This window comes from Paenibacillus lentus, assembly GCF_042714055.1.
GTDB lineage: Bacteria > Bacillota > Bacilli > Paenibacillales > Paenibacillaceae > Fontibacillus > Fontibacillus lentus_A.
The window spans coordinates 182,641-202,364 of sequence record NZ_JBHGVC010000003.1 but is presented as its reverse complement, the minus strand read 5'-3'; the positions used below and the strand labels follow the sequence as shown (position 1 = coordinate 202,364).

Here is a 19,724-nt window from a genome sequence, read left to right as displayed (position 1 = left end):
CATCCCACCTAATTCCAGTTTATATGAAGATGGGCGAAAATGCCACTCCCTCATGCTGCCTTATAATTGTTAAGCCAACCGAACATAATAACAACCGCAGCAATGATTAACGGGATCCAGCCGTGCATACCGGGAAGCATTTCTGTCAAAAAGAAGCCTAATTTCGCATCCTTCAACATCATGTCTCCTGCTGTATAACCTAATATGCCCGCTCCGGCAAAGAGTAGTATCGGAAATCGCTGCAGCCAGTCCGTAATGATATTACTCCCCCAAATGACAATGGGTATACTGATAGCAATGCCTATAAGCAGTATCGCAAGATCACCGTCTGCCAAAGCCGCTATTGCCAGCACATTGTCCAGGCTCATGATGAAGTCGGCCACGAGTATCGTTTGAATCGCCTTCCAGATCGTGTCAGCGTATTTTTTATCAGAGTTATGCTCGCGGCGACGGAGAAGGTTAAAAGCAATCATAGCCAGCAGTAATCCTCCGACTGCTTGAATAAAGGGGATTTTTAACAAAATCGCCGCAAGCCAGGTTAGGATGCCTCGCATCAGCACCGCACCAAACGCTCCCCACCACACGGCTTGTTTACGCTGCTGAGGGGGAAGATTTTTACTGGCCATAGCAATAACAACTGCATTGTCGCCACTAAGCACTAAATTGATAATGAGGATTTCGGTTAACAACAACAAATGCTCCATTAGCTTATCCCTCCCTTACAGATGTATGAGAGGATGTGCCAAGCTATACCTTTTCTTTGTAAAATCGACACTGGACAAAAACCATTTTTAGTGAATTAATAATATCAATACCTGTTAAAAAAATAAGGAAGAAGTGACACCAGTGGAACTATTCAGCGCGGCTTTTTTTATCGCCTTGCTTAACATCATCTTTATCGATTTAATCCTGGCCGGAGATAATGCAATCGTAATCGGCATGGCAGCCAGAAGGCTGCCCGTCCATATACAGAAGAAAGCAATTATGTTAGGTACAGCCGGAGCGGTTCTGCTCCGCATCGTTGCCACGCTTATCGTCGTATGGCTGCTCAAAATTCCTTGGCTGTTGGCCATAGGCGGCGTTATGCTCGTCTACATCGCCTATAAAGTACTTGCCGACGATGGCGGCCATGAGACGATAGATGCGAAGGATTCGCTGTGGCCTGCAGTCAGAACGATCGTCATTGCCGATGCAGCCATGGGACTGGATAATGTCATCGCTGTTGCTGGAGCTTCCAAGCAGCATATGATTCTCGTCGTCCTTGGTCTATTGATCAGCGTCCCGATCGTCATTTGGGGAAGCACAATCTTCATCAAGCTGCTTGGGCGATTTCCGTGGATAGCCTATGTAGGGGCAGCCGTGCTGGCTTATACCGCTTCCCATATGATCACGGAAGAACCGCATTTGCTGCCTTTCTTTACGGACAAGCCCGTGCTTCGCTATCTGTTTATCGCTATGATTATCCTCGGCGTGCTGTGGGCCGGCTACACGTCAAGACAGCGCCAACGTCAACGGGAGCAAAACGATAAGCGTCCCTCCCGGCCAGCGACCCGCTAGACTCCTACAACGAACAAGGTTGCCTCTTTCTACCTGAGGCAACCTTGTTTATTTTCCCTATAGCTTAAGGATCCGGCAATTTTAAAACCACTTATCCTGAACGACCGGCTCTACTGCTGATCTTCTAACTACAGTCTCTCCCGGCTTGATCATAATCGTCTCAGTTCCAAGTACCGCTTCTTTGATTTGCTCTTCCAACTGAGGCAGGGATGCCTCAATCCGCTCGATCACATTCAAATTGGGATTCGTAGACGGAGATTTTGGCACAAACAAAGTACAGCAGTCTTCATAAGGCAGGATAGATAATTGGTATGTGCCAATTCGCTGAGCAAGACCGATAATATCCTCTTTATCGGTCGTCACTAACGGTCGCAGGATCGGCAGTGTGGTAGCCCGGCCGATGACGTTCATGCTGGCTAGTGTCTGGCTGGCGACCTGCCCTAGACTATCCCCGGTTACCAGGGCCAACGCTCCGTTTCGATCCGCTAGCGAGGAAGCGATCCGCAGCATGGCTCTGCGCATTAACGTAATCATCACATTCTCGTGACTGCCCTGCGCCAGGGTGGTCTGTATCTCTGTAAAAGGAACGAGATGGAGCTTAATTTGTCCATAGTATCCGGACAGCACCTGAGCAAGGTCAATGACCTTCTCCTCCGCTTTCTTACTCGTAAAGGGATAGCTGTGAAAATGCACGCATTCGATTTCCAGCCCGCGGCGCATCGCTGACCAGCCGGCAACAGGGCTATCGATTCCTCCGGACAGCAGCAGCATCGCTTTCCCATTCGTTCCTCTCGGGAATCCGCCCGCAGCCGGAACGACGTCGGAGAACAGATACGTTCCCTGCTCCCGAACCTCTATCCGCAGCTCAATTTCCGGATGATGAACATCGACTTTCAAATGAGGACATGCCTTCAGAATCGGCGAGCTTATGATTTGGTTCATTTCCTGAGAAGACACAGGAAACTTCTTCCACACCCGTCTTGCGTTTACTTTAAAGGTCGTTTCCTTGGTGATGTTCATGCTTTCGATAAAATCGATCGCCTGAGCGGTAATTTCCTCAATGTCCGAGCTAGCTACTTTTACCGGACTAATGGACGTTACCCCGAAAACATTCTTAAGGACATCGGTTATTTTTGTGGCGGACTCCCCGTTCAGCACGACATAGATCCGCCCGTATTCTTTTTTTATCTCAGTTGCAGGAAAGGCACGAAGCAAGTCCTGTACATGGGCTAAGGCTGCCTTTTCAAAGCGGGAACGATTTCTTCCCTTAACAGTGATTTCTCCGAAACGCAGCAAAAGCATATCATAGTGCAGCATATTAACAGTTTCCACCTTTCAATCTTTGCAGGCGCCCCATCGTATGCTCAATAGCGCTCAGCAGTTGTCTGACATCCTCTTCCGTATGCTCTTCCCCCAGACTGATGCGTATCCCTGATAAAGCACAGTCCATTTGTCGCTCCATGGCCAAAAGCACGCGGCTCGGTTCGCTTCGCTTCGAAGAGCAGGCGGATTGCGTAGAGACGAGGAATCCCTCCTCCTCCAGCATATGAAGCATCGTTTCCGCCTTCAGCCCCGGGCAGGAGAAATGAACGATATGCGGCGCTCCATGCCTGGAGGAATTCATCTCCAGCCCGGTCAACCGCTGCAAGCCCTCGCTCAATTCCTCGTTTAGCCTGGCTAAATGTTCAGCAAGAAAAGGCTGCCGTTCTGCCGCCAATCTGACGGCTTTGGCCATACCGACAATATAAGGGATATTCTCCGTGCCCGAGCGCAGCCCTCCTTCCTGACCGCCACCGGTCAGCAGCGGTTCAAGGCTTACTCCTTCCCGGACATACAGCAAGCCGATTCCCTTAGGCCCGCGGAATTTATGGGCGGATAGGCTATACAGATCAATCCGGCTGTCTCGAATGGACAGCGGCAGTTTGCCGAATCCTTGGACACCATCGACGTGAAACATAACCCGTGGATAAAGCTTCTTTAATGCTTGGCCAATTTCCGCAATCGGCTGAACCGCCCCTGTCTCATTATTTACATGCATGACGGATACAAGCACGGTATCCTCTTTTATGGCCGATAAGACATCCTCTGTACGCACAGTCCCATCGGCCTGCGCCGGAACATAAGCAACCTTACAGCCCTGCTTCTCCAGGTGCCGGCATGTTTCATATACGGAAGGATGCTCGATAGATGTAGTAACGATGTGGTTGCCGCGATGACGATACCCGGCCAATACGCCCCTGATCGCCATATTGTTGCTCTCGGTTGCTCCGGACGTAAATATAATTTCTTCCGGGCTCACCTGCAGAGCATTCGCGCATACCTCTCTAGCTTTGGACAGCAGCTTGCCGCTGTCTTCTCCCGAACGATGCAAGGAGGATGGATTCCCGAAATGCTGGGCCATCACTTCCGCAACCGTACGAATGACATCTTCATGGGGCGGGGTTGTCGCAGCATGATCAAAATACTTCATTTCATCCCCCTTAATCAGTGTAATCCTTATTTATTGTAACGGAATAATGGTCATGCCGTCATTGTCAAAAAAAAGACCAAATGGGAATTCGCAGCGCATCAGCGTTCTCCCAATTGATCTCTGACTAATTATATATCATTATATAAGGCCAGCCCTCGTTCAATCGTTATATTTCATATCTTGAACGAGCATTTTCGATCTTCATAATATAGTTCTGCGTTTCTTTCGGGAGCAAGTGCAGCTTCTCCATCAATTCCTGGTCATTGCTAATTCCCAAACGCTGGATTCGCCCCGGCCCCGCATTATAGGCTGCCAATGCCGTCTTCTCCTCACCGCCGAAGCGCTGCAGCTGATACGATAAGTAGCGGGTGCCCCCATCGATATTCTGAGCAGGGTCAAACGGATTGCTTACGCCCAAGCCTCTTGCCGTTCCATCCATTAGCTGCATTAACCCTTTGGCCCCGGCAGACGAGACAGCCTCTGCGTTAAAGGAGGACTCGGTCTCAATGATGGCCTTGATCAGACTCTCTGCAACGCCGTAAGCCCGGCTTGCACGAGTAATCAATTCGTCAATATTTCCTCCAGCACCTGCCGCTGCGGATATTCCCGCGGTTTGGAAAGAACCGTTAACAGGGGTGGCTTCCGTTTCACTGTACATCTGCTGCCCAATAATGTACCAAAGGGCATCTTCCATTGAGCCAGACAGCATTCGGCCGGCATCAGCCATGCTGCCCTGCGTCATCGCCTTCTCTTGCCCTTCCGCCGTCATTAATTCCTGCAGCAATATATCGAATAAAGAATCTCCGCTATCGGAAGAGGTTCTTTGAACAGAAGTACCTTGAAGGTCGATATCATTCATCATTTGGAGCTGGATGAGCTGTCCCATTGTGCGAGTATCGATTTCCATCTTAATTGACTCCTCTTTTTCCCATGGATTATATATCCTATATTTTACACTTGAAATGCGACAATAACCACCTTTTTTCGAAAATAATTTCTACCGGCAAAAAGACCTTCGTCTGTTAAGACGAAAGTCTGCAAAACAACACTTTTGGAGCAAACGAATTATCGAGTAAACGGAATAAGAAAGAAATAACTTAAGGCTGCGATTGCCCCTAAACCGATCGCCCAAGCTCCGGAAGTTCTGCTGCCCTGACTATAGGCGTAAAATCCCATCACCGCGGCAAGGGGGCCTAAAATAATCGACCATACAAACAAGGAAGCGATCCCCAGTCCTACGCCTACATAGCCGACAGTACGGCTGGCAGTGCCGGTATCATCGGCAGCACCATCCCGCTCGGCCTCACGATCTCCACGGGAGCTTTCGAACGTTCCTGTCGGAGCTACTTCAGCGGAATATTCCTCCTGATGGGTACGGCGGGGATAATCCACTCGCTCCGAATCGCCCGTATGCTCGTCGTCAAGCAATTCCACTTTATCCTTGTTGTCCTCCGTCATCTTCAACACCTCCGAGTATTATAGCTTTTCCTGCTTACGATGATTTTGGCTTAAACGTATGACAGCAAGTAGCAGCAGATGAGCTCGCAGTATCCTTATGCTCGCTATCGAATTCCTCGCCTGCGAATTCCGCATCGTATTTACGGTCCGCATGCTTATCGATATCGATCATAATCAGATCCGCATTACAATAATTTTGTTCTCCCCAATAGACGCAATTGGAGACGCTGCATTTAACAATCGGTTTATTGCCATTTGGCATTATGATCACCTCGCATTCATTTTCCCCCGACGAATGGACGGCTATGCGGCCGAATTAATGTCAAATCGATACAGGAGTCCAGGAATAAAATGAAGGGGAATTTCTCAACCTACAGTTACATGCAATTTACAGCAGGAGGGATGAGCCATGAAATGGGGTAGATGGGCCGCCATCGGATTGTCGGGAGCTGCAGCGATAGCGGTCTTATCGTTGTTCCCGTCCAGTAATCCAAGCCCGAAGCAGCAGATCAAGCAGCAAACGAAGCAGCAAATAATCGTTCCAAGGCCCGCTGAGGAGAAGCAGTTGAAGCAGCATATGCTGCGCCGAGACGTGACGGCCACGGAGAGACTGGCCAGGCTTGATGCCAAACAGCATTTAAAGACGCTGGCCGCAGGACTAAAGAATTCTTCGCCCTCCCACCTTACCGCCGATATACGGGAGCTGCAGAAGGGGCATAAGCAATTCCGTTCAATCATGCTGTACAGCCCTTCAGTCAAGAAGGATAAGCAGTTCCGCAGTTCTAATGAACGGACATCCCCGGAAATCCAGGAGCAGGTTAATTACTATGTCGGTTTGGCGCGTAAAGCGCTCCGTAAATCGGAATCCTACGAATCGCCGTCTTTTCCCGAGAAGGATCCTCATTTTTTCGTTGTTGCTGAGCCTTCCAAGCATAATAAAGATGGAATTATTGCCGTCATGGATACTCACATTTTAAAGCGCGTCAAGGAACACCAAGACAAAAATCTGCGCCTTATCCCCTACCCTAAAGAGGGGAAATACAAAATCGAATCGGTGCATAGCGATACCCTAAAAGATCTAACCGTCAAGACGGGCCATGACAACGAGAAAGCAAGCCATTACTATGAGCACGAAATCGTGGTGACTTTCGCTGATACCCCGTCAGAACGGCAGCTCGCCCAAATCCAATCAGACATTAAAGCCAAAAAAGCCAATAAACCGAAATCCATCCGTAATACCTATATTTTTCAATCTGAGACCATGAGCATGAACGAATTGAAAACATATTTCACCGAAAAATGGCGTCCCGCCTTTATCGAGCCGCATTACTTGTATTTAACGAATGAAATATTTCCTACTCCAGCTGCTGATACGCCGGAAATTCCCAACGATATGCTCTTCTCGGAATATCAGTGGAATTTGCCCATTATCGAAACGAATCGGGGCTGGAAATTATCCAAGGGCAGCAACGATGTCATCGTCGCCGTAGTAGATACAGGAGTAGATTTATATCATCCGGATTTGCAGGGACGGCTTCTAAAGGGATATAACGTAGTTGCCCCTGACGAGGAGCCCGTTGACGATGTGGGTCACGGCACGCATGTCGCCGGCATTATTTCAGCGAATGTCAACAATGGAGAAGGTATTGCGGGAATGATGTGGGGAGGCAAAATTCTGCCGGTTAAAGCGCTGGATAAGTCCGGCTCCGGCACGACCTATTCCGTAGCTCAAGGCATAATTTGGGCCGCGGATAACGGAGCCAAGGTCATCAACTTGAGCCTTGGCAATTACGCTGACGCCCAGTTTTTACATGAAGCGATCAAATATGCTTATGACAAGGATGTTGTTCTGGTCGCTGCGACTGGCAACGATAATACGGAGCGGCCGGGATACCCGGCAGCTTATCCCGAAGTATTGTCCGTATCGGCTACCGATTACAATTTGCAAAAAGCGTCGTTCTCCAATTACGGCGATTATGTCGATGTCGTTGCACCTGGGGAGAGCATTGCAAGCACGTACCCGGACAATCAGTATGCTGCGCTATCCGGTACGTCCATGGCAAGCCCCCATGTCGCGGCGCTAGCCGCTTTGATTCGCTCCGTGAATCCGGATTTAAAGAATACGGAAGTGATGGATATTATCCGCAATAATGTCATTGATCTTGGCGACCCCGGACACGATAATCTGTATGGCCATGGGCAGATCGATGTCTATGCGGCGCTGGAAGCCGCTGGAGGCAGCCCTGCCCCGCTTCAGCTATGGCCGCAGCATATTGACCAGAAGCTGCAGCGATTGTTAGAGGATACACGGACACGGTGACGTTAAATCACATAATTAAAAAGAAGATCGCTTGGCTGCCATGCGGCAAATGCTAGCGATCTTCTTTGATTGGTTGAGTAAGAACAGCGCAATGACTGTTCACAAATAAAGCTTGTTGCAGTGCTGAAAGTTTGCCATAAGCCGGGTTCTGTACTGTTCGCGGTGATCGGGAACTACCCTCCCGCTAATAAGCGACAATCATCTATCTAGGCCGTACATTACTGCACGGCTCCAGCGACCAACCTAGACGCGCTTCGGGCAAAAGCTGCTTGAACCTGTACAGGCGCAAGCTGCGTCTCATTAGGTCTTGCTCCAAGTGGGGTTTACCAGGAACGAAGTCACCAGCGTTCCTCGGGGTCTCTTACACCTCGGTTCCATCCTTGCCTGTGCACGCCTTGCGGCGGCCATCGGCGGTCCGTTTCTGTGGCACTATCCTTCGGCTCGCGCCGACTGGACATTATCCAGCACCCTGCCCTATGGAGCCCGGACTTTCCTCCCGCGGCCATTAAGCCGCCGGCGATTGTCTGTCAAACTTTCGAAGGCAACACTTGTTAGTATACAGGGATTGCCCCATAATCACAAGTATGAATCGCCACCAATCTCACCGTTTTATCCCAAGTTTTCAACGTTTTTGAATCAACGGAACCTAAATGGCTCTGTATCCACCGCCGACACATGAACCTTCGTCTCGTACTTATGCTCAGCAAGCTTATCCGCCAGCCAGTCCGCCACCTTCGGCTTCATGATCTTCTCGGCATTATGCCCTGGGTCAATCAGAGTAATGCCCGCCATCAGGGCGTCTTGGGCGGTATGATAATCAATGTCTCCAGTAACGAGCACATCCGCTCCGCGGAACTGAGCGTGCTTCCAATAGCGTCCCCCCGAACCGCCCACGACAGCGGCCTTTTTTATCTGCCGATTCAGATCCCCGATTACCCTTACGGCCGGAACATCCAGCTTCTCTTTTACCCGCTCAACAAACGCTTCCAGCGTAACAGGCTCCGCTATGCGTCCGACTCTTCCGAGTCCCAGTGTCCGTCCTTTAAGATCCATAGGATAAAGATCGTAGGCTACTTCCTCATAAGGATGTTTTTTGAGCATGGCCTGAATTACCTTGCTGCGGACACTATCCGTGATGATCGTCTCGATGCGGATCTCTTCGGCCCGCTCAAGCTTCCCCTGCTGACCCAGGTATGGATCAGTTCCTTCACGGGGCAGAAACGTGCCATAGCCCTCAACATTGAAGCTGCAATGACTATAATTGCCGATCCAGCCTGCCCCTGCATGAAGAATTGCATCCAGCACGGCCTGATGATGATCCTTTGGCACGAAGACGACCAGCTTGTATAGCTTATCCGTATGAATATCCTCAAGCGGAGCCGTATCCCCGATACCGAGCGCCTCAGCCATCCAGTCATTCATCCCGCCTTCGGTGACATCCAGATTCGTATGGCTGATATAGACGGCTATATCATTCTTGATTAGCTTCTCGTACACCTTCCCCATCGGCGTGTCAGTTTGCAGTCCGGTGAGCGGCCTGAAAATAATCGCATGGTGTGCGATAATGAGATCAACGTCCAGCGATATTGCCTCTTCCACAACCTCTTCATTTACATCCAAGGCAATAAGCACACTGCGAATTTCCTTCTGCAGCGTTCCAAGCTGCAGGCCGATTTTGTCGCCTTCCATGGCCACATGCTTCGGAGCTAGCTGCTCCATATATTGGATTACGGTTTGACCTTTGGCAAACATGCCAGCACCTCCTTCAGTTGCTTGATTAATAAGCTTAACTCCTGCTCTTTATTCCGGGAGGCCGGAAGCTGAGAGGCCGTAACGGAACGATGGATTTTCTCCAGCTTGGACAATTCGGAATTCCATTTACTTAGAAATACATCGCCAACTTGTGCAGTTAGCCGAGGCCCCATCAGCAATAGCAATTCCTTCGTTAGAGCTGCGCTGCCCGCATGGGCGTCTTGGCCCTGAAGCAGTCTGTCCCTATACAGCTCTTCATTCAGCTGGCCGGCATCAGATACCGCATCTGCCGTAATGATTTCGTATATTTTTCCGTCTTCAGCTAGGATCGCCTCATCCGTAATATGCCAATCATGATTCAGCAGCCAGCGTCTGACGAACTCCTCCCCCACATTAGGCTGCAGAATAAGCCGCCTCACTCCAGCAAGCTTATCTTTGCCAGCCTCCAAAATCGAGCTTATTAATGCACCGCCCATACCGGCTATCGTAATCGTATCCACTTCGCCAGGAGCAATCACTTGAAGCCCATCTCCCTTTCGTACAGATACCCTCTGGCTTAAGCCGGCTTCAGCCACTTGTCTCCTCGCGGCTTCGAGCGGACCCTCATTGACCTCTCCAGCGATAGCAGATACCGCTGCTTCATGCTTTACCGCCCATACCGGCAGAAGCGCATGATCCGAGCCGATATCCGCAAAACGACAGCCCGTCGGCAATCTGTCCGCGATAAGCTGTAATCTTGATGACAATTTCATCCGAGCAACTACTCCCTCCATCCAACAAATATCCACACCATTTCATTTGCAATGGGCCAGGAAAAAAGCTAAAATAAAAACAGCAAGAAAAACTAGGAAAAAAGTAAAAGTAATGGAAATTTTCGCAGCTTTTCTGAAAAAAAAGACCTTTCTGCTGCTGCAGAAGGGTCAAGGGTACACGACTATTCCAGGAAATCCTTCAACCGTTTACTGCGGCTCGGATGGCGAAGCTTGCGCAGTGCCTTTGCTTCGATTTGACGGATTCTTTCCCGCGTCACACCAAATACTTTGCCGACTTCCTCCAGCGTTCTCGTCCGGCCGTCATCAAGTCCGAAGCGCAGCCGAAGAACGTTCTCTTCACGCTCGGTCAGCGTATCCAGCACGTCCTCCAACTGTTCCTTCAGCAGCTCATATGCCGCGGCATCGGCTGGAGCCAAAGCCTCCTGATCCTCAATAAAATCACCCAAATGAGAGTCATCTTCCTCACCGATTGGCGTTTCTAACGAAACAGGCTCTTGGGCAATTTTCATAATCTCACGAACCTTCTCCACGCTGAGTTCCATTTCGGCAGCAATCTCTTCCGGCGTCGGTTCACGCCCGAGCTCCTGCAGCAATTGCCGGGATACTCGGATCAGCTTATTGATCGTCTCTACCATGTGAACCGGTATGCGAATCGTTCTAGCCTGGTCGGCAATCGCCCGCGTAATGGCCTGACGAATCCACCATGTAGCATAGGTACTGAACTTAAAGCCCTTCTTAAAGTCGAATTTCTCCACCGCTTTAATCAGACCCATATTTCCTTCTTGAATCAAATCCAGGAAGAGCATTCCGCGGCCTACATAACGCTTTGCGATACTAACCACGAGTCTGAGGTTAGCTTCTGCCAGACGTCGTTTCGCTTCCTCATCACCGTTCTCAATGCGTTTAGCCAATTCAATTTCATCGTCAGCAGACAGCAGAGGCACTCTGCCGATTTCCTTCAAATACATACGCACCGGATCGTTGATTTTGATTCCGGGAGGTAATGCCAAATCGTCGTCAAAGCTAAATTCATCGCCGTCTCCGCGACCCTCGTCATCACTGCTGCGATGGGTAAGCTCTTCATCGCTGTCATTTGCTACATCTATTCCCAAATCCCCCAAATGCTCGAAAAACTCGTCCATTTGCTCAGGATCCTGATCAAAAGGCGAAAGCTTCTCCATAATCTCTTTATACGTCAATGAAGATCTTTTCTTGCCTAGTTCAATCAGCTGGTCTTTAACCTGATCCAAAGTCAGTTCCGTTTCAGATTCCGTATGCTGATCATTCGCCATACTTGACTCCCTCCTCCCTAGAAACATCCGCGAAAATTCATCCAGCTATTGTCTCTCTAGGGCTATAATCTCACTTGCAATTTGTGCCGCTCGCAGAAAATCCCCGGCACGCTCTGCCGAAACCATTTCTTCCTTCTTACGCTGGATTTGGGCCTGCAGTGGAACCCGCTGAATTTCCCGGATGCAATCGTCCAGCTCCTGAGTCGTCCATTCCTCCGGAGTATCCATCATCGCGATGGACGTAACGGCTTGCTCCAGCCGGTCATCCTGCAAGGATGATATAAAACGGCTGACATCCGGTTCCTTTCCCCCTGCGTAATAGGCGTATAGATAAGCAGCAATCGCCGCATGATCATTGATGTTAAAACTATCTCCAAGACGATCCCCCACATAGCGGGCAACTTCTTCATCCTGAAGCATAAAGGATAACAATCTCCGTTCCGCGACATGATAAGCAGGCAGCAAAGTGGGCATCGATGCCTTGCCTTTTTTATGCCTAACATTATTCCACCTTTTGGCGTTATTATCCCCATGGGATGACCTTTTTTGCATGTCTTGGCGGAATTGGTTGCATTCCTGTTTCAAGCTATCGAATGAAACCTGCAGCTCGGCAGACAATTCCTTCAAATAAATCTCCCGTTCTGTCGGCGACGGCAGAGGCGCGATAACTTCCAATGCATCTTTGATGTAAGCGACCTTTCCATCTTCTTCTAGCAGTATATGGTTTTTTCTCAGATATATAAGCTTAAATTTAACCGCTGAAACAGCGCCATCCAAGACTTGTATTCTGAACCTCTCAGCCCCGTATTTTTGAATGAATTCATCAGGGTCAAGTCCTTCACTAAGCAGTGAAATTTTGATCTGGAAGCCTGCGGCCTCCAATATAGGAATACTCTTCAAGGCTGCGGCCTGACCGGCATTGTCGCCGTCATAACACACGATGATTTCGTCTGCGAGAGTCCTCATCATGCTGGCATGGCTTTCGGTCAGCGCGGTTCCCATCGTGGCAACCCCGTTATGGACACCCGCCTCCCATGCGCTGATGACATCGCCATAACCTTCGAATAATACGATTTGGCGCGACTTGCGGATTTCCGTCTTGGCCTGGTGAAGATTATAGAGCGTTCGGCTCTTGGTGAATAACCTGCTCTCCGGGGAGTTTAAATACTTCGGTTGGCCTTCCCCGAGAATTCGGCCTGCAAAAGCAATCACTTTACCGCTTCGATTGTGCAGCGGAAAAATGATCCGGTCGCGAAAGCGGTCAACAAATCCTGATCCGTCTTGCTTGGACGATAGTAAACCGCCTTTTTCCATCGCGCTGAGATCAAATGACCGTTTGTCCAAAAACTGAACAAGCGTATCCCAGCGTGCCGGGGCGTAACCGATTTGGAATGTGTCGATAGCCTTATCGCTAAACCCCCTTGACTTCAAATAGTCCATGGCTGGTTTGCCATGCTCTGTATTTTTCAGTAGAAAATGATACAGCTTGGAAGACCATTCGTGGGCCTGCAGTAATTGTTCCATCTCGCGGCTAACAGGGGCACCCCCTGGCCGAAAGGCTGTATCCTCAAAAGGGATATGGGCCTCTTCCGCCATGGCTCTGACAGCTTCGGGGAAGGATAGTCCTTCGATTTCCATCCTGAATCTGATGGCATTTCCGCCTTTGCCACAGCCATAGCAATGGAACATTTGCCGTTCGGGCGTCACCGTAAAAGACGGCGTCTTCTCCGAATGAAAAGGGCAAAGGCCTTTCATATATTTGCCCTGTTTAGTAAGATGAACGTGCTTGCCTACCGTATCGACGATATCATGCTGCTGCAAGACCGCCTCGATGATCTCCTCCGGAATGCTTCGTCCGGTACTCATCCAAACCACCTTCATCTCTAAATAACACGTAAATAGTAATTCGCTAAAATTGTACATTCTCCTGCATATCTCGCAAAACTTTTGACAACACATCGATAAACTTTTGACGATCATCGTCCGTAAAGGGCTTCGGCCCTTTGAAATAACGCCCGCCGCGCCTAGCTTTTGCATGATGATGACGACGCTCCAGCAAATAATCAATGTTGCCGGAATGATACTCTTCACCCCTAGGCGACAAGATCCGGCAGGATTTGGCAATAGCCAAAGCTGCCAGTCCATAATCCTGAGTGACTACGACATCGTTTCTCGCGATATGGTTGGCAATGTACAAATCCGCGCTTTGCTGGCTTCGGTCAACCTGAACAACGGTAACCCCCTCGACCTGCTTGATCACATGGTCGTAGGAGGATACCATCAGTACACCAACTCCGAACTTTACAGCTATATCAACAATTTCAGCCTTAACGGGACAGGAGTCCCCGTCAACGACAATTCGTGTATTCATCAGACTCCGATCCTTTAATTTGGTATTATGCCCAAACCAGCTTGCTGAAATCGGCAAATATTCTTAGGTCTTCATCAATCGCTTTAAGCAGAGCTAGACGATTGGCGCGAACCGTTTCATCTTCAGCCATGACCATGACTTTATCGAAGAACAAGGTAATATCGCTTTTTAACCCGGAAATCAATTGCAAAGCCTTGACCGCGTCCCGCTGCTCCAATGCCTCCCGGTATTCTGCCGTCACAGATTTCCATGCTTCGTAAAGTTGTGATTCCGCTTGCTCATTCAATAAATCCGAGCGCACTTTCCCAGAAGATGCCTTGGCCGCCAAATTGCTGACTCTTCCAAACGATTCGACCGTCGTTTTGAAATCATCTTGACGGTTCACTGCAGCCATCAGCGTTTCCCCTCTGGCCACAACGGATACTACATCATCGTAACCCGCAGAAATGACCGCATCAACGACATCGTAACGGACATGATCGGACAGCGTCTTCTTAATGCGCAGACCGAAGAAATCCGTCAGGTCTTTCAAAATCTCATCCTTTGTGCGCTTTAAATCATGGAAATGCTGATGCGTTTCCAAGGCGATATCGAACAGCACGGGAAGCGCAAGCGAGAGCTTATGCTCCAGAATGATCTGTACGATTCCTGCAGCCTGACGGCGAAGCCCATACGGATCCTGCGATCCCGTCGGAACGATGCCAATAGAGAAGCAGCCTGCGATTGTATCGATTTTGTCGGCGATGCTGACGATTGAGCCGACTTCGGAGCCTGGAACCCCATCGCCGGCAAATCTAGGCTGATAATGCTCAAAAACAGCTTTTGCCACAGCATCCGACTCTCCGGCTTTGCGCGCGTAATCTTCACCCATCACGCCCTGGAGTTCAGGGAACTCGTATACCATTTGGGTAACGAGATCAAATTTACAAATTTCCGCAGTACGGTTCACCGCTTCGGCCGTTCCTGTATCGGTTTCAAGTACTGCAGCCAGCTTTTCCGCATTGCGCCGAATCCGGCGAACTTTATCGCCGACCGTGCCAAGCTCTTCATGGAAAACAATGCTCTCCAGCTTCGATAAAGCGTCTTTAATAGCCAGCTTCTGATCCTCTTCATAGAAGAATTTAGCATCAGACAGCCGGGCCCGAAGCACCTTCTCATTTCCTTTGGCGATGACATCAAGATGATCGGCATTGCCGTTGCGTACCGTAACGAAATAAGGCAGAAGCTCCCCTTGATCATTTAAAACCGGGAAATAACGCTGATGCTCACGCATCGAAGTGATCAGCACGTCCTGCGGAATATGCAGGAAGGATTCCTCGAACGTTCCGTAGAGCACCGTCGGCGTCTCTACAAGGAACAGCACTTCTTCCAGCAGGTCTTCCTTCACTGAAATATTCCAGCCCTGCTCTTTAGCCAAGCCATCAATTTGCTGCTGAATCATGGCCTGCCGCTCGTTCACATCAGCAATAACATGGCCTTTGCGCAGCGCCTCCACATAATCCGCCGGCTGCCCGATTGTGATCTCTCCAGCGAGAAAACGGTGTCCGCGCGTAACATTGCCAGACTTTACGCCCGCAATTTCAATATCGATAATCTCGCTGCCTAGCAGCGCTACCATCCAACGGATCGGCCGTACGAATTTAAAATCATAGCTGCCCCAGCGCATATTTTTCGGGAAATTCATCGCATGAAGAATGTCCGATAATCCCCCCGCTATGATGGAGGAAGTCTCAACTCCCGTTTGGCTTTTGCTTACATAGACGTACTCCGTCCCCCCGAGCTCTTTAAAGGTGAATTGCTCCGGGCTTGCTCCTTGGCTGCGAGCAAAACCAAGCGCGGCCTTGCTCCACTGTCCATTTTCGTCCAGGGCGATTTTACGGGAAGGCCCTTTGACCTCCTCATGAACATCCTCCTGTTTCTCTGCCACCTCATTAACGAGTACGGCCAGGCGGCGAGGCGTCGCATAAACGACAACATCCCCATGCTGGATCAGATGTTCGTCAAGCCATTTTGCCGTCCGGTCTCTCAGCTGCTCCATAGCACCGCGAATGAAGCGGGCCGGCATTTCCTCAAGCCCGATTTCAAACAACAAATCTTTAGCCATGGATTTCGCCCCCTTTCTTCAGCATTGGGAATCCAAGCTTCTCTCGCTCCTCTAAATACGTCGCTGCCACCTGACGGGCCAAATTACGCACGCGCGTAATATATCCTGTCCGCTCCGTCACGCTGATCGCGCCGCGCGCATCAAGCAGATTGAACGTATGCGAGCATTTCAGGACGTAATCATAGGCCGGAAATACGAGATGCTGCTCCATTGCCTTGGACGCTTCCTGTTCATACATATTAAATAAAGTAAACAGCATTTTTACATCCGAGGTCTCGAACGTGTACTTGGAGTGCTCGTACTCCGGCTGATGGAATACATCGCCATACGTTGTTTCGTTAACCCACTCGAGGTCGAATACGTTCTCCTTCTCCTGAATATAAGAAGCGAGCCGTTCCATGCCGTACGTAATTTCTACGGCCACCGGGTTCGTTTCGATCCCGCCGACCTGCTGGAAATACGTGAACTGCGTAATTTCCATCCCGTCAAGCCAGACTTCCCAGCCCAATCCCCAAGCGCCAAGACCTGGATGCTCCCAGTTATCCTCAACGAAGCGGATATCATGTTCAAGCGGGTTAATGCCAAGCCGCTTCAAGCTCTCCAAATAAATTTCCTGAATATTGTCAGGCGACGGCTTCAAAATAACCTGGAACTGGTGATGCTGGTACAGTCGATTCGGATTCTCCCCGTAACGGCCGTCCGCCGGTCTGCGGGAAGGCTCTACATAAGCGACGTTCCAAGGCTCCGGCCCGATCGAACGCAAAAATGTCATCGGGTTGAGCGTACCGGCACCCTTCTCCACATCGTACGGCTGCACGACGATGCAATTCTGCTCCGCCCAGAACTGCTGCAGCGTTAGTATCATTTGCTGAAAATTCATGAACCACAACTCCTTCACACTTGTTCGTGTTCAGCCCGCAGTAAAATGACGTGCAAAAAGCTCCCGTCACCTACGCCTGCTGTTCAGACGTAGGGACGAGAGCTGTTAATTCCCGCGGTTCCACCCTACTTGATTTGCATTACAGCAGGCTGCTAAACCAGCTGCCGCTTGTGCAAAATCCGCTTTTTCACGATCGTTTCCGTACTCCTGGGCCGCCCTTTCATGAGTCTCTCCGGCTCGGGCTTCCACCATCCCCGACTCGCTAATCCGGTTTAAGATCGCATTACTTTTCCCATTCAACGCACGAGTCTCTAATAAGAGAAATCTTTTCTATAATACATGAATAACGAATATAAAGTCAAATTTCATATTTGTCTAATTGATCAAGGAAATTCCTGGATTTCAACTGCAAGCCAAGCTGCATATCGATGAAGGCGCGCATGACCTTTTTTAACTCTGCCTTGGTCACTTCCCTCACCTCGACGTTGCCGAGGCGGCGAAGATCCATGCGCTCAAACAGCGATAGCAGCTTGAATGTGCCCGGCGCAACCGTCATTGCCGCGGGATCATGATGCCTGCAGCTTCGGCACAGTCTTCCTCCAAGTCGCGGGCTGATATAATGCGTATCGTCCTGCCGCCCGCACGACAGACACTCCTCAATGACAGGGCCGTATCCGGCTGCCTGCAATATTTTCATCTCGAATAAATGAATGACGATCTCCGGATCTTTGCCGGCGGAAAGTCCATCCAGGCAAGCCTTGAGCTGATTGAACCAGAAGCTCCCGACCTCTTCATCCTGCAGTGTTCGATCCAGAAGCTCGCAAGCATAAGAAGCATAGGCCGCTAGGTATAAATCTTCACGTAAAGAAAAGTGAGATTCTATAATCTCACCTTGATTAAGCGTTCCAAGACCTTCTTTCTGCCTATAGAACGTATATTCACCATAAGTAAATGGCTGAGTCAGAGCAGCATGACGACTCTTGACCTTCTTAGCCCCGCGGGCGAGAACTCCGATCTTGCCATGCGTTGCTGTGCACAGCGTAATGATCTTATTTCCCTCACCATAATCCATGCTGCGGATGACGATTCCTTCCACCCTGTATAGCATGTTTCTCCCCCAAGCCTGCTTTTATGTTACAGCGGAGCCGCGTCTATATCCTGTTCCGCAGCGTCCAGCTCTGCGGCTGCCGCCGCTTCTTCTGCTGAATCGCTGCCAGCTTCCTTGTAGAGCATGTAAGCATCGACATCTCCAGTCATCGCAAAATACTTCCACGAAAAATCTCGCAATCGTATTCATCCTTTCTTCGGAAATGAAGCTGCGTTTATGAAGAATAGGATGGCTCAGCGAGCCTGAACTATGTGATGTAATAACTACCATAACTGTCAGGAATAAAACAGCGGGCTAGGCATCTCGATGAAATCCGAGATCCTTCAAAATCCGTTCCTGATTTCGCCAGTCCTTTTTCACTTTGACCCAAAGCTCAAGAAAGATTTTTGAGCCCAGCAAATTTTGAATATCCTGTCTGGCTTGCTTGCCGACTTCCTTTAGCAGCGCGCCTTGCTTGCCGATAATGATCCCCTTCTGGGAGTCCCGCTCTACGAAAATAACTGCCGAAATGTAAACGACGCCGTTATCTTCGACCCTCATGTCTTCGATCGTTACCGCAATGGAATGCGGCACTTCCTCGCGCGTTAAATGCAGGATTTTCTCGCGAATCAATTCCGCGCAGACAAATTGCTCTGGATGATCCGTAATTTGATCCTCCGGATAATATTGCGGCCCCTCCGGCAAATATTTGCCGATTTGTTCAAGCAGCGTAGTGACGTTATTTCCAAGCATTGCGGAAATCGGCACGATTTCTGCAAAGTCGTACAGATCGCGATACTGTTCGATCATCGGCAGCAGCTGTTCGGGCTCGATCCGGTCGATCTTGTTCATGACAAGGATGACCGGAGTGTTTACGTCCTTTAAACGCTCAATAATATAGCGGTCTCCTCCGCCCAGTCCCTCGGATGCATCGACGAGGAACAATACAGCTTCCACTTCGCCTAACGTATTCAGAGCAGTCGTGTTCATATAGTCCCCAAGCTTCGATTGGCGCTTATGAATGCCCGGAGTATCCAGAAATACGATCTGCATGTCTTCTGTCGTGTATACGCCATGTATTTTGTTCCGTGTCGTCTGCGGCTTGTCGGACATAATTGCAATTTTCTGGCCGATAATGTGATTCATCAAGGTTGATTTGCCCACATTCGGCCTGCCGACAATTGCCACAAACCCGGATTTAAATTTTGTTTTCGCCATTTCGTCTAGTCCTTTCTATTCGTGCGATACTACGACTTCTGTAAGTCTGCGGGGCCGAAAGCATGAGGCAGCAGCTCCGCAACCGTGGTTTCCCTAACATCGCCCTGCATATTGCCAAGGATCACGGACATGTCCGGACTGCACAGCTCCAGCATAACCTGACGACATACCCCGCATGGCGCAATGGGCTCATCCGTCTCGCCAATGACAGCGAGCGCACGGAAGCTTCCCGGAGCCAGGCCATCCGCCACGGCACGGAATAACGCTGTACGCTCCGCACAATTTGTCGGCCCGTAAGCCGCGTTCTCAATATTGCAACCATGATGAACATGACCATCTCCATCAAGCAGCGCGGCACCGACCGCAAAGCCCGAATAGGGCGTATACGCTGCAGCCCGTGCTTTAATCGCTTCTAAGAGCAAATTCGTGCTATCCATTGTCG

20 protein-coding genes and 1 other RNA gene are annotated in these 19,724 nt (G+C 49.9%); 2 read left to right on the top strand and 19 right to left on the bottom strand.

The genetic code is table 11. The features are described 5' to 3' along the window. Positions 1–50: 50 nt before the first annotated feature. Entirely contained in the window at positions 51–704 is a 654-nt protein-coding gene (locus ACE3MQ_RS07655; protein WP_379392024.1) for a TerC family protein, read from the bottom strand. A gap of 142 nt (positions 705–846) precedes the next feature. Here ACE3MQ_RS07655 and ACE3MQ_RS07650 point away from each other — a divergent pair, with 142 nt between their 5' ends. Next, complete coding sequence (locus ACE3MQ_RS07650) at positions 847–1,557, top strand: TerC family protein (protein ID WP_379392023.1); 711 nt, start codon at positions 847–849, stop codon at positions 1,555–1,557. 81 nt (positions 1,558–1,638) lie between these two features. On the opposite strand, the gene thiI is transcribed toward ACE3MQ_RS07650, so the two are convergent. From thiI to ACE3MQ_RS07625, 5 genes are all read right to left on the bottom strand, one after another. Continuing rightward, positions 1,639–2,871: a tRNA uracil 4-sulfurtransferase ThiI gene (thiI, locus tag ACE3MQ_RS07645; RefSeq protein ID WP_379392460.1), complete on the bottom strand. Its 1,233-nt coding sequence runs from the start codon at positions 2,869–2,871 to the stop codon at positions 1,639–1,641. Between the two features lie 4 nt (positions 2,872–2,875). After that, complete coding sequence (locus tag ACE3MQ_RS07640) at positions 2,876–4,027, bottom strand: cysteine desulfurase family protein (RefSeq protein WP_379392022.1); 1,152 nt, start codon at positions 4,025–4,027, stop codon at positions 2,876–2,878. Between the two features lie 166 nt (positions 4,028–4,193). Then, complete coding sequence (locus tag ACE3MQ_RS07635) at positions 4,194–4,934, bottom strand: lytic transglycosylase domain-containing protein (RefSeq protein ID WP_379392021.1); 741 nt, start codon at positions 4,932–4,934, stop codon at positions 4,194–4,196. A gap of 158 nt (positions 4,935–5,092) precedes the next feature. Further along, a complete protein-coding gene (locus ACE3MQ_RS07630; protein ID WP_379392020.1) occupies positions 5,093–5,485 on the bottom strand; it encodes a hypothetical protein in 393 nt (130 codons plus the stop codon). Positions 5,486–5,519: 34 nt separating this feature from the next. Then, positions 5,520–5,747: a DUF1540 domain-containing protein gene (locus ACE3MQ_RS07625; protein ID WP_379392019.1), complete on the bottom strand. Its 228-nt coding sequence runs from the start codon at positions 5,745–5,747 to the stop codon at positions 5,520–5,522. A gap of 147 nt (positions 5,748–5,894) precedes the next feature. On the opposite strand from ACE3MQ_RS07625, the gene ACE3MQ_RS07620 reads away from it, so the two are divergent. Then, positions 5,895–7,805, top strand: a complete 1,911-nt coding sequence (locus ACE3MQ_RS07620) for a S8 family peptidase (protein WP_379392018.1) — start codon at positions 5,895–5,897, stop codon at positions 7,803–7,805. A 122-nt stretch (positions 7,806–7,927) separates the two neighbouring features. Here the strand turns inward: ACE3MQ_RS07620 and rnpB are convergent. The 13 genes from rnpB to ACE3MQ_RS07555 all read right to left on the bottom strand — a co-directional run bounded on the left by rnpB (position 7,928) and on the right by ACE3MQ_RS07555 (position 19,719). Next, an RNA gene (gene rnpB / locus ACE3MQ_RS07615) (RNase P RNA component class A) lies at positions 7,928–8,341 on the bottom strand. A gap of 100 nt (positions 8,342–8,441) precedes the next feature. Beyond that, entirely contained in the window at positions 8,442–9,557 is a 1,116-nt protein-coding gene (locus ACE3MQ_RS07610; RefSeq protein WP_379392017.1) for a Nif3-like dinuclear metal center hexameric protein, read from the bottom strand. Next, positions 9,533–10,309, bottom strand: coding sequence for a tRNA (adenine(22)-N(1))-methyltransferase (locus tag ACE3MQ_RS07605; protein WP_379392016.1), 777 nt, complete (start codon positions 10,307–10,309; stop codon positions 9,533–9,535). The genes ACE3MQ_RS07610 and ACE3MQ_RS07605 overlap by 25 nt, the downstream gene beginning before the upstream one ends. Positions 10,310–10,491: 182 nt before the next feature. Next, positions 10,492–11,622, bottom strand: coding sequence for an RNA polymerase sigma factor RpoD (gene rpoD, locus ACE3MQ_RS07600; RefSeq protein WP_379392015.1), 1,131 nt, complete (start codon positions 11,620–11,622; stop codon positions 10,492–10,494). 45 nt (positions 11,623–11,667) lie between these two features. Then, on the bottom strand, positions 11,668–13,488 hold the full coding sequence (gene dnaG / locus ACE3MQ_RS07595; protein WP_379392014.1) for a DNA primase: 1,821 nt from the start codon (positions 13,486–13,488) through the stop codon (positions 11,668–11,670). A gap of 43 nt (positions 13,489–13,531) precedes the next feature. Continuing rightward, the gene (locus ACE3MQ_RS07590) at positions 13,532–13,993 is read right to left on the bottom strand and encodes a YaiI/YqxD family protein (RefSeq protein ID WP_379392013.1); all 462 of its coding nucleotides are present in this window, start codon (positions 13,991–13,993) and stop codon (positions 13,532–13,534) included. Between the two features lie 25 nt (positions 13,994–14,018). Further along, positions 14,019–16,097 carry a glycine--tRNA ligase subunit beta gene (gene glyS / locus ACE3MQ_RS07585; RefSeq protein ID WP_379392012.1) on the bottom strand — a complete coding sequence of 693 codons (2,079 nt, stop codon included), beginning with the start codon at positions 16,095–16,097 and terminating at the stop codon, positions 14,019–14,021. Continuing rightward, positions 16,090–16,977 (bottom strand): glycine--tRNA ligase subunit alpha, encoded by an 888-nt coding sequence (gene glyQ, locus ACE3MQ_RS07580; protein WP_379392011.1) that lies wholly within the window; start codon positions 16,975–16,977, stop codon positions 16,090–16,092. Before glyQ ends, glyS begins: the two co-directional genes overlap by 8 nt. A 105-nt stretch (positions 16,978–17,082) precedes the next feature. After that, positions 17,083–17,277 carry a hypothetical protein gene (locus tag ACE3MQ_RS07575; RefSeq protein ID WP_379392010.1) on the bottom strand — a complete coding sequence of 65 codons (195 nt, stop codon included), beginning with the start codon at positions 17,275–17,277 and terminating at the stop codon, positions 17,083–17,085. 58 nt (positions 17,278–17,335) lie between these two features. Further along, positions 17,336–18,085, bottom strand: coding sequence for a DNA repair protein RecO (recO, locus tag ACE3MQ_RS07570; RefSeq protein WP_379392009.1), 750 nt, complete (start codon positions 18,083–18,085; stop codon positions 17,336–17,338). Between the two features lie 26 nt (positions 18,086–18,111). Next, the gene (locus ACE3MQ_RS07565) at positions 18,112–18,264 is read right to left on the bottom strand and encodes a YqzL family protein (protein ID WP_379392008.1); all 153 of its coding nucleotides are present in this window, start codon (positions 18,262–18,264) and stop codon (positions 18,112–18,114) included. Between the two features lie 115 nt (positions 18,265–18,379). After that, positions 18,380–19,282, bottom strand: a complete 903-nt coding sequence (gene era / locus ACE3MQ_RS07560; protein WP_379392007.1) for a GTPase Era — start codon at positions 19,280–19,282, stop codon at positions 18,380–18,382. A 29-nt stretch (positions 19,283–19,311) separates the two neighbouring features. Next, the gene (locus ACE3MQ_RS07555) at positions 19,312–19,719 is read right to left on the bottom strand and encodes a cytidine deaminase (protein WP_379392006.1); all 408 of its coding nucleotides are present in this window, start codon (positions 19,717–19,719) and stop codon (positions 19,312–19,314) included. Positions 19,720–19,724: the final 5 nt, after the last annotated feature.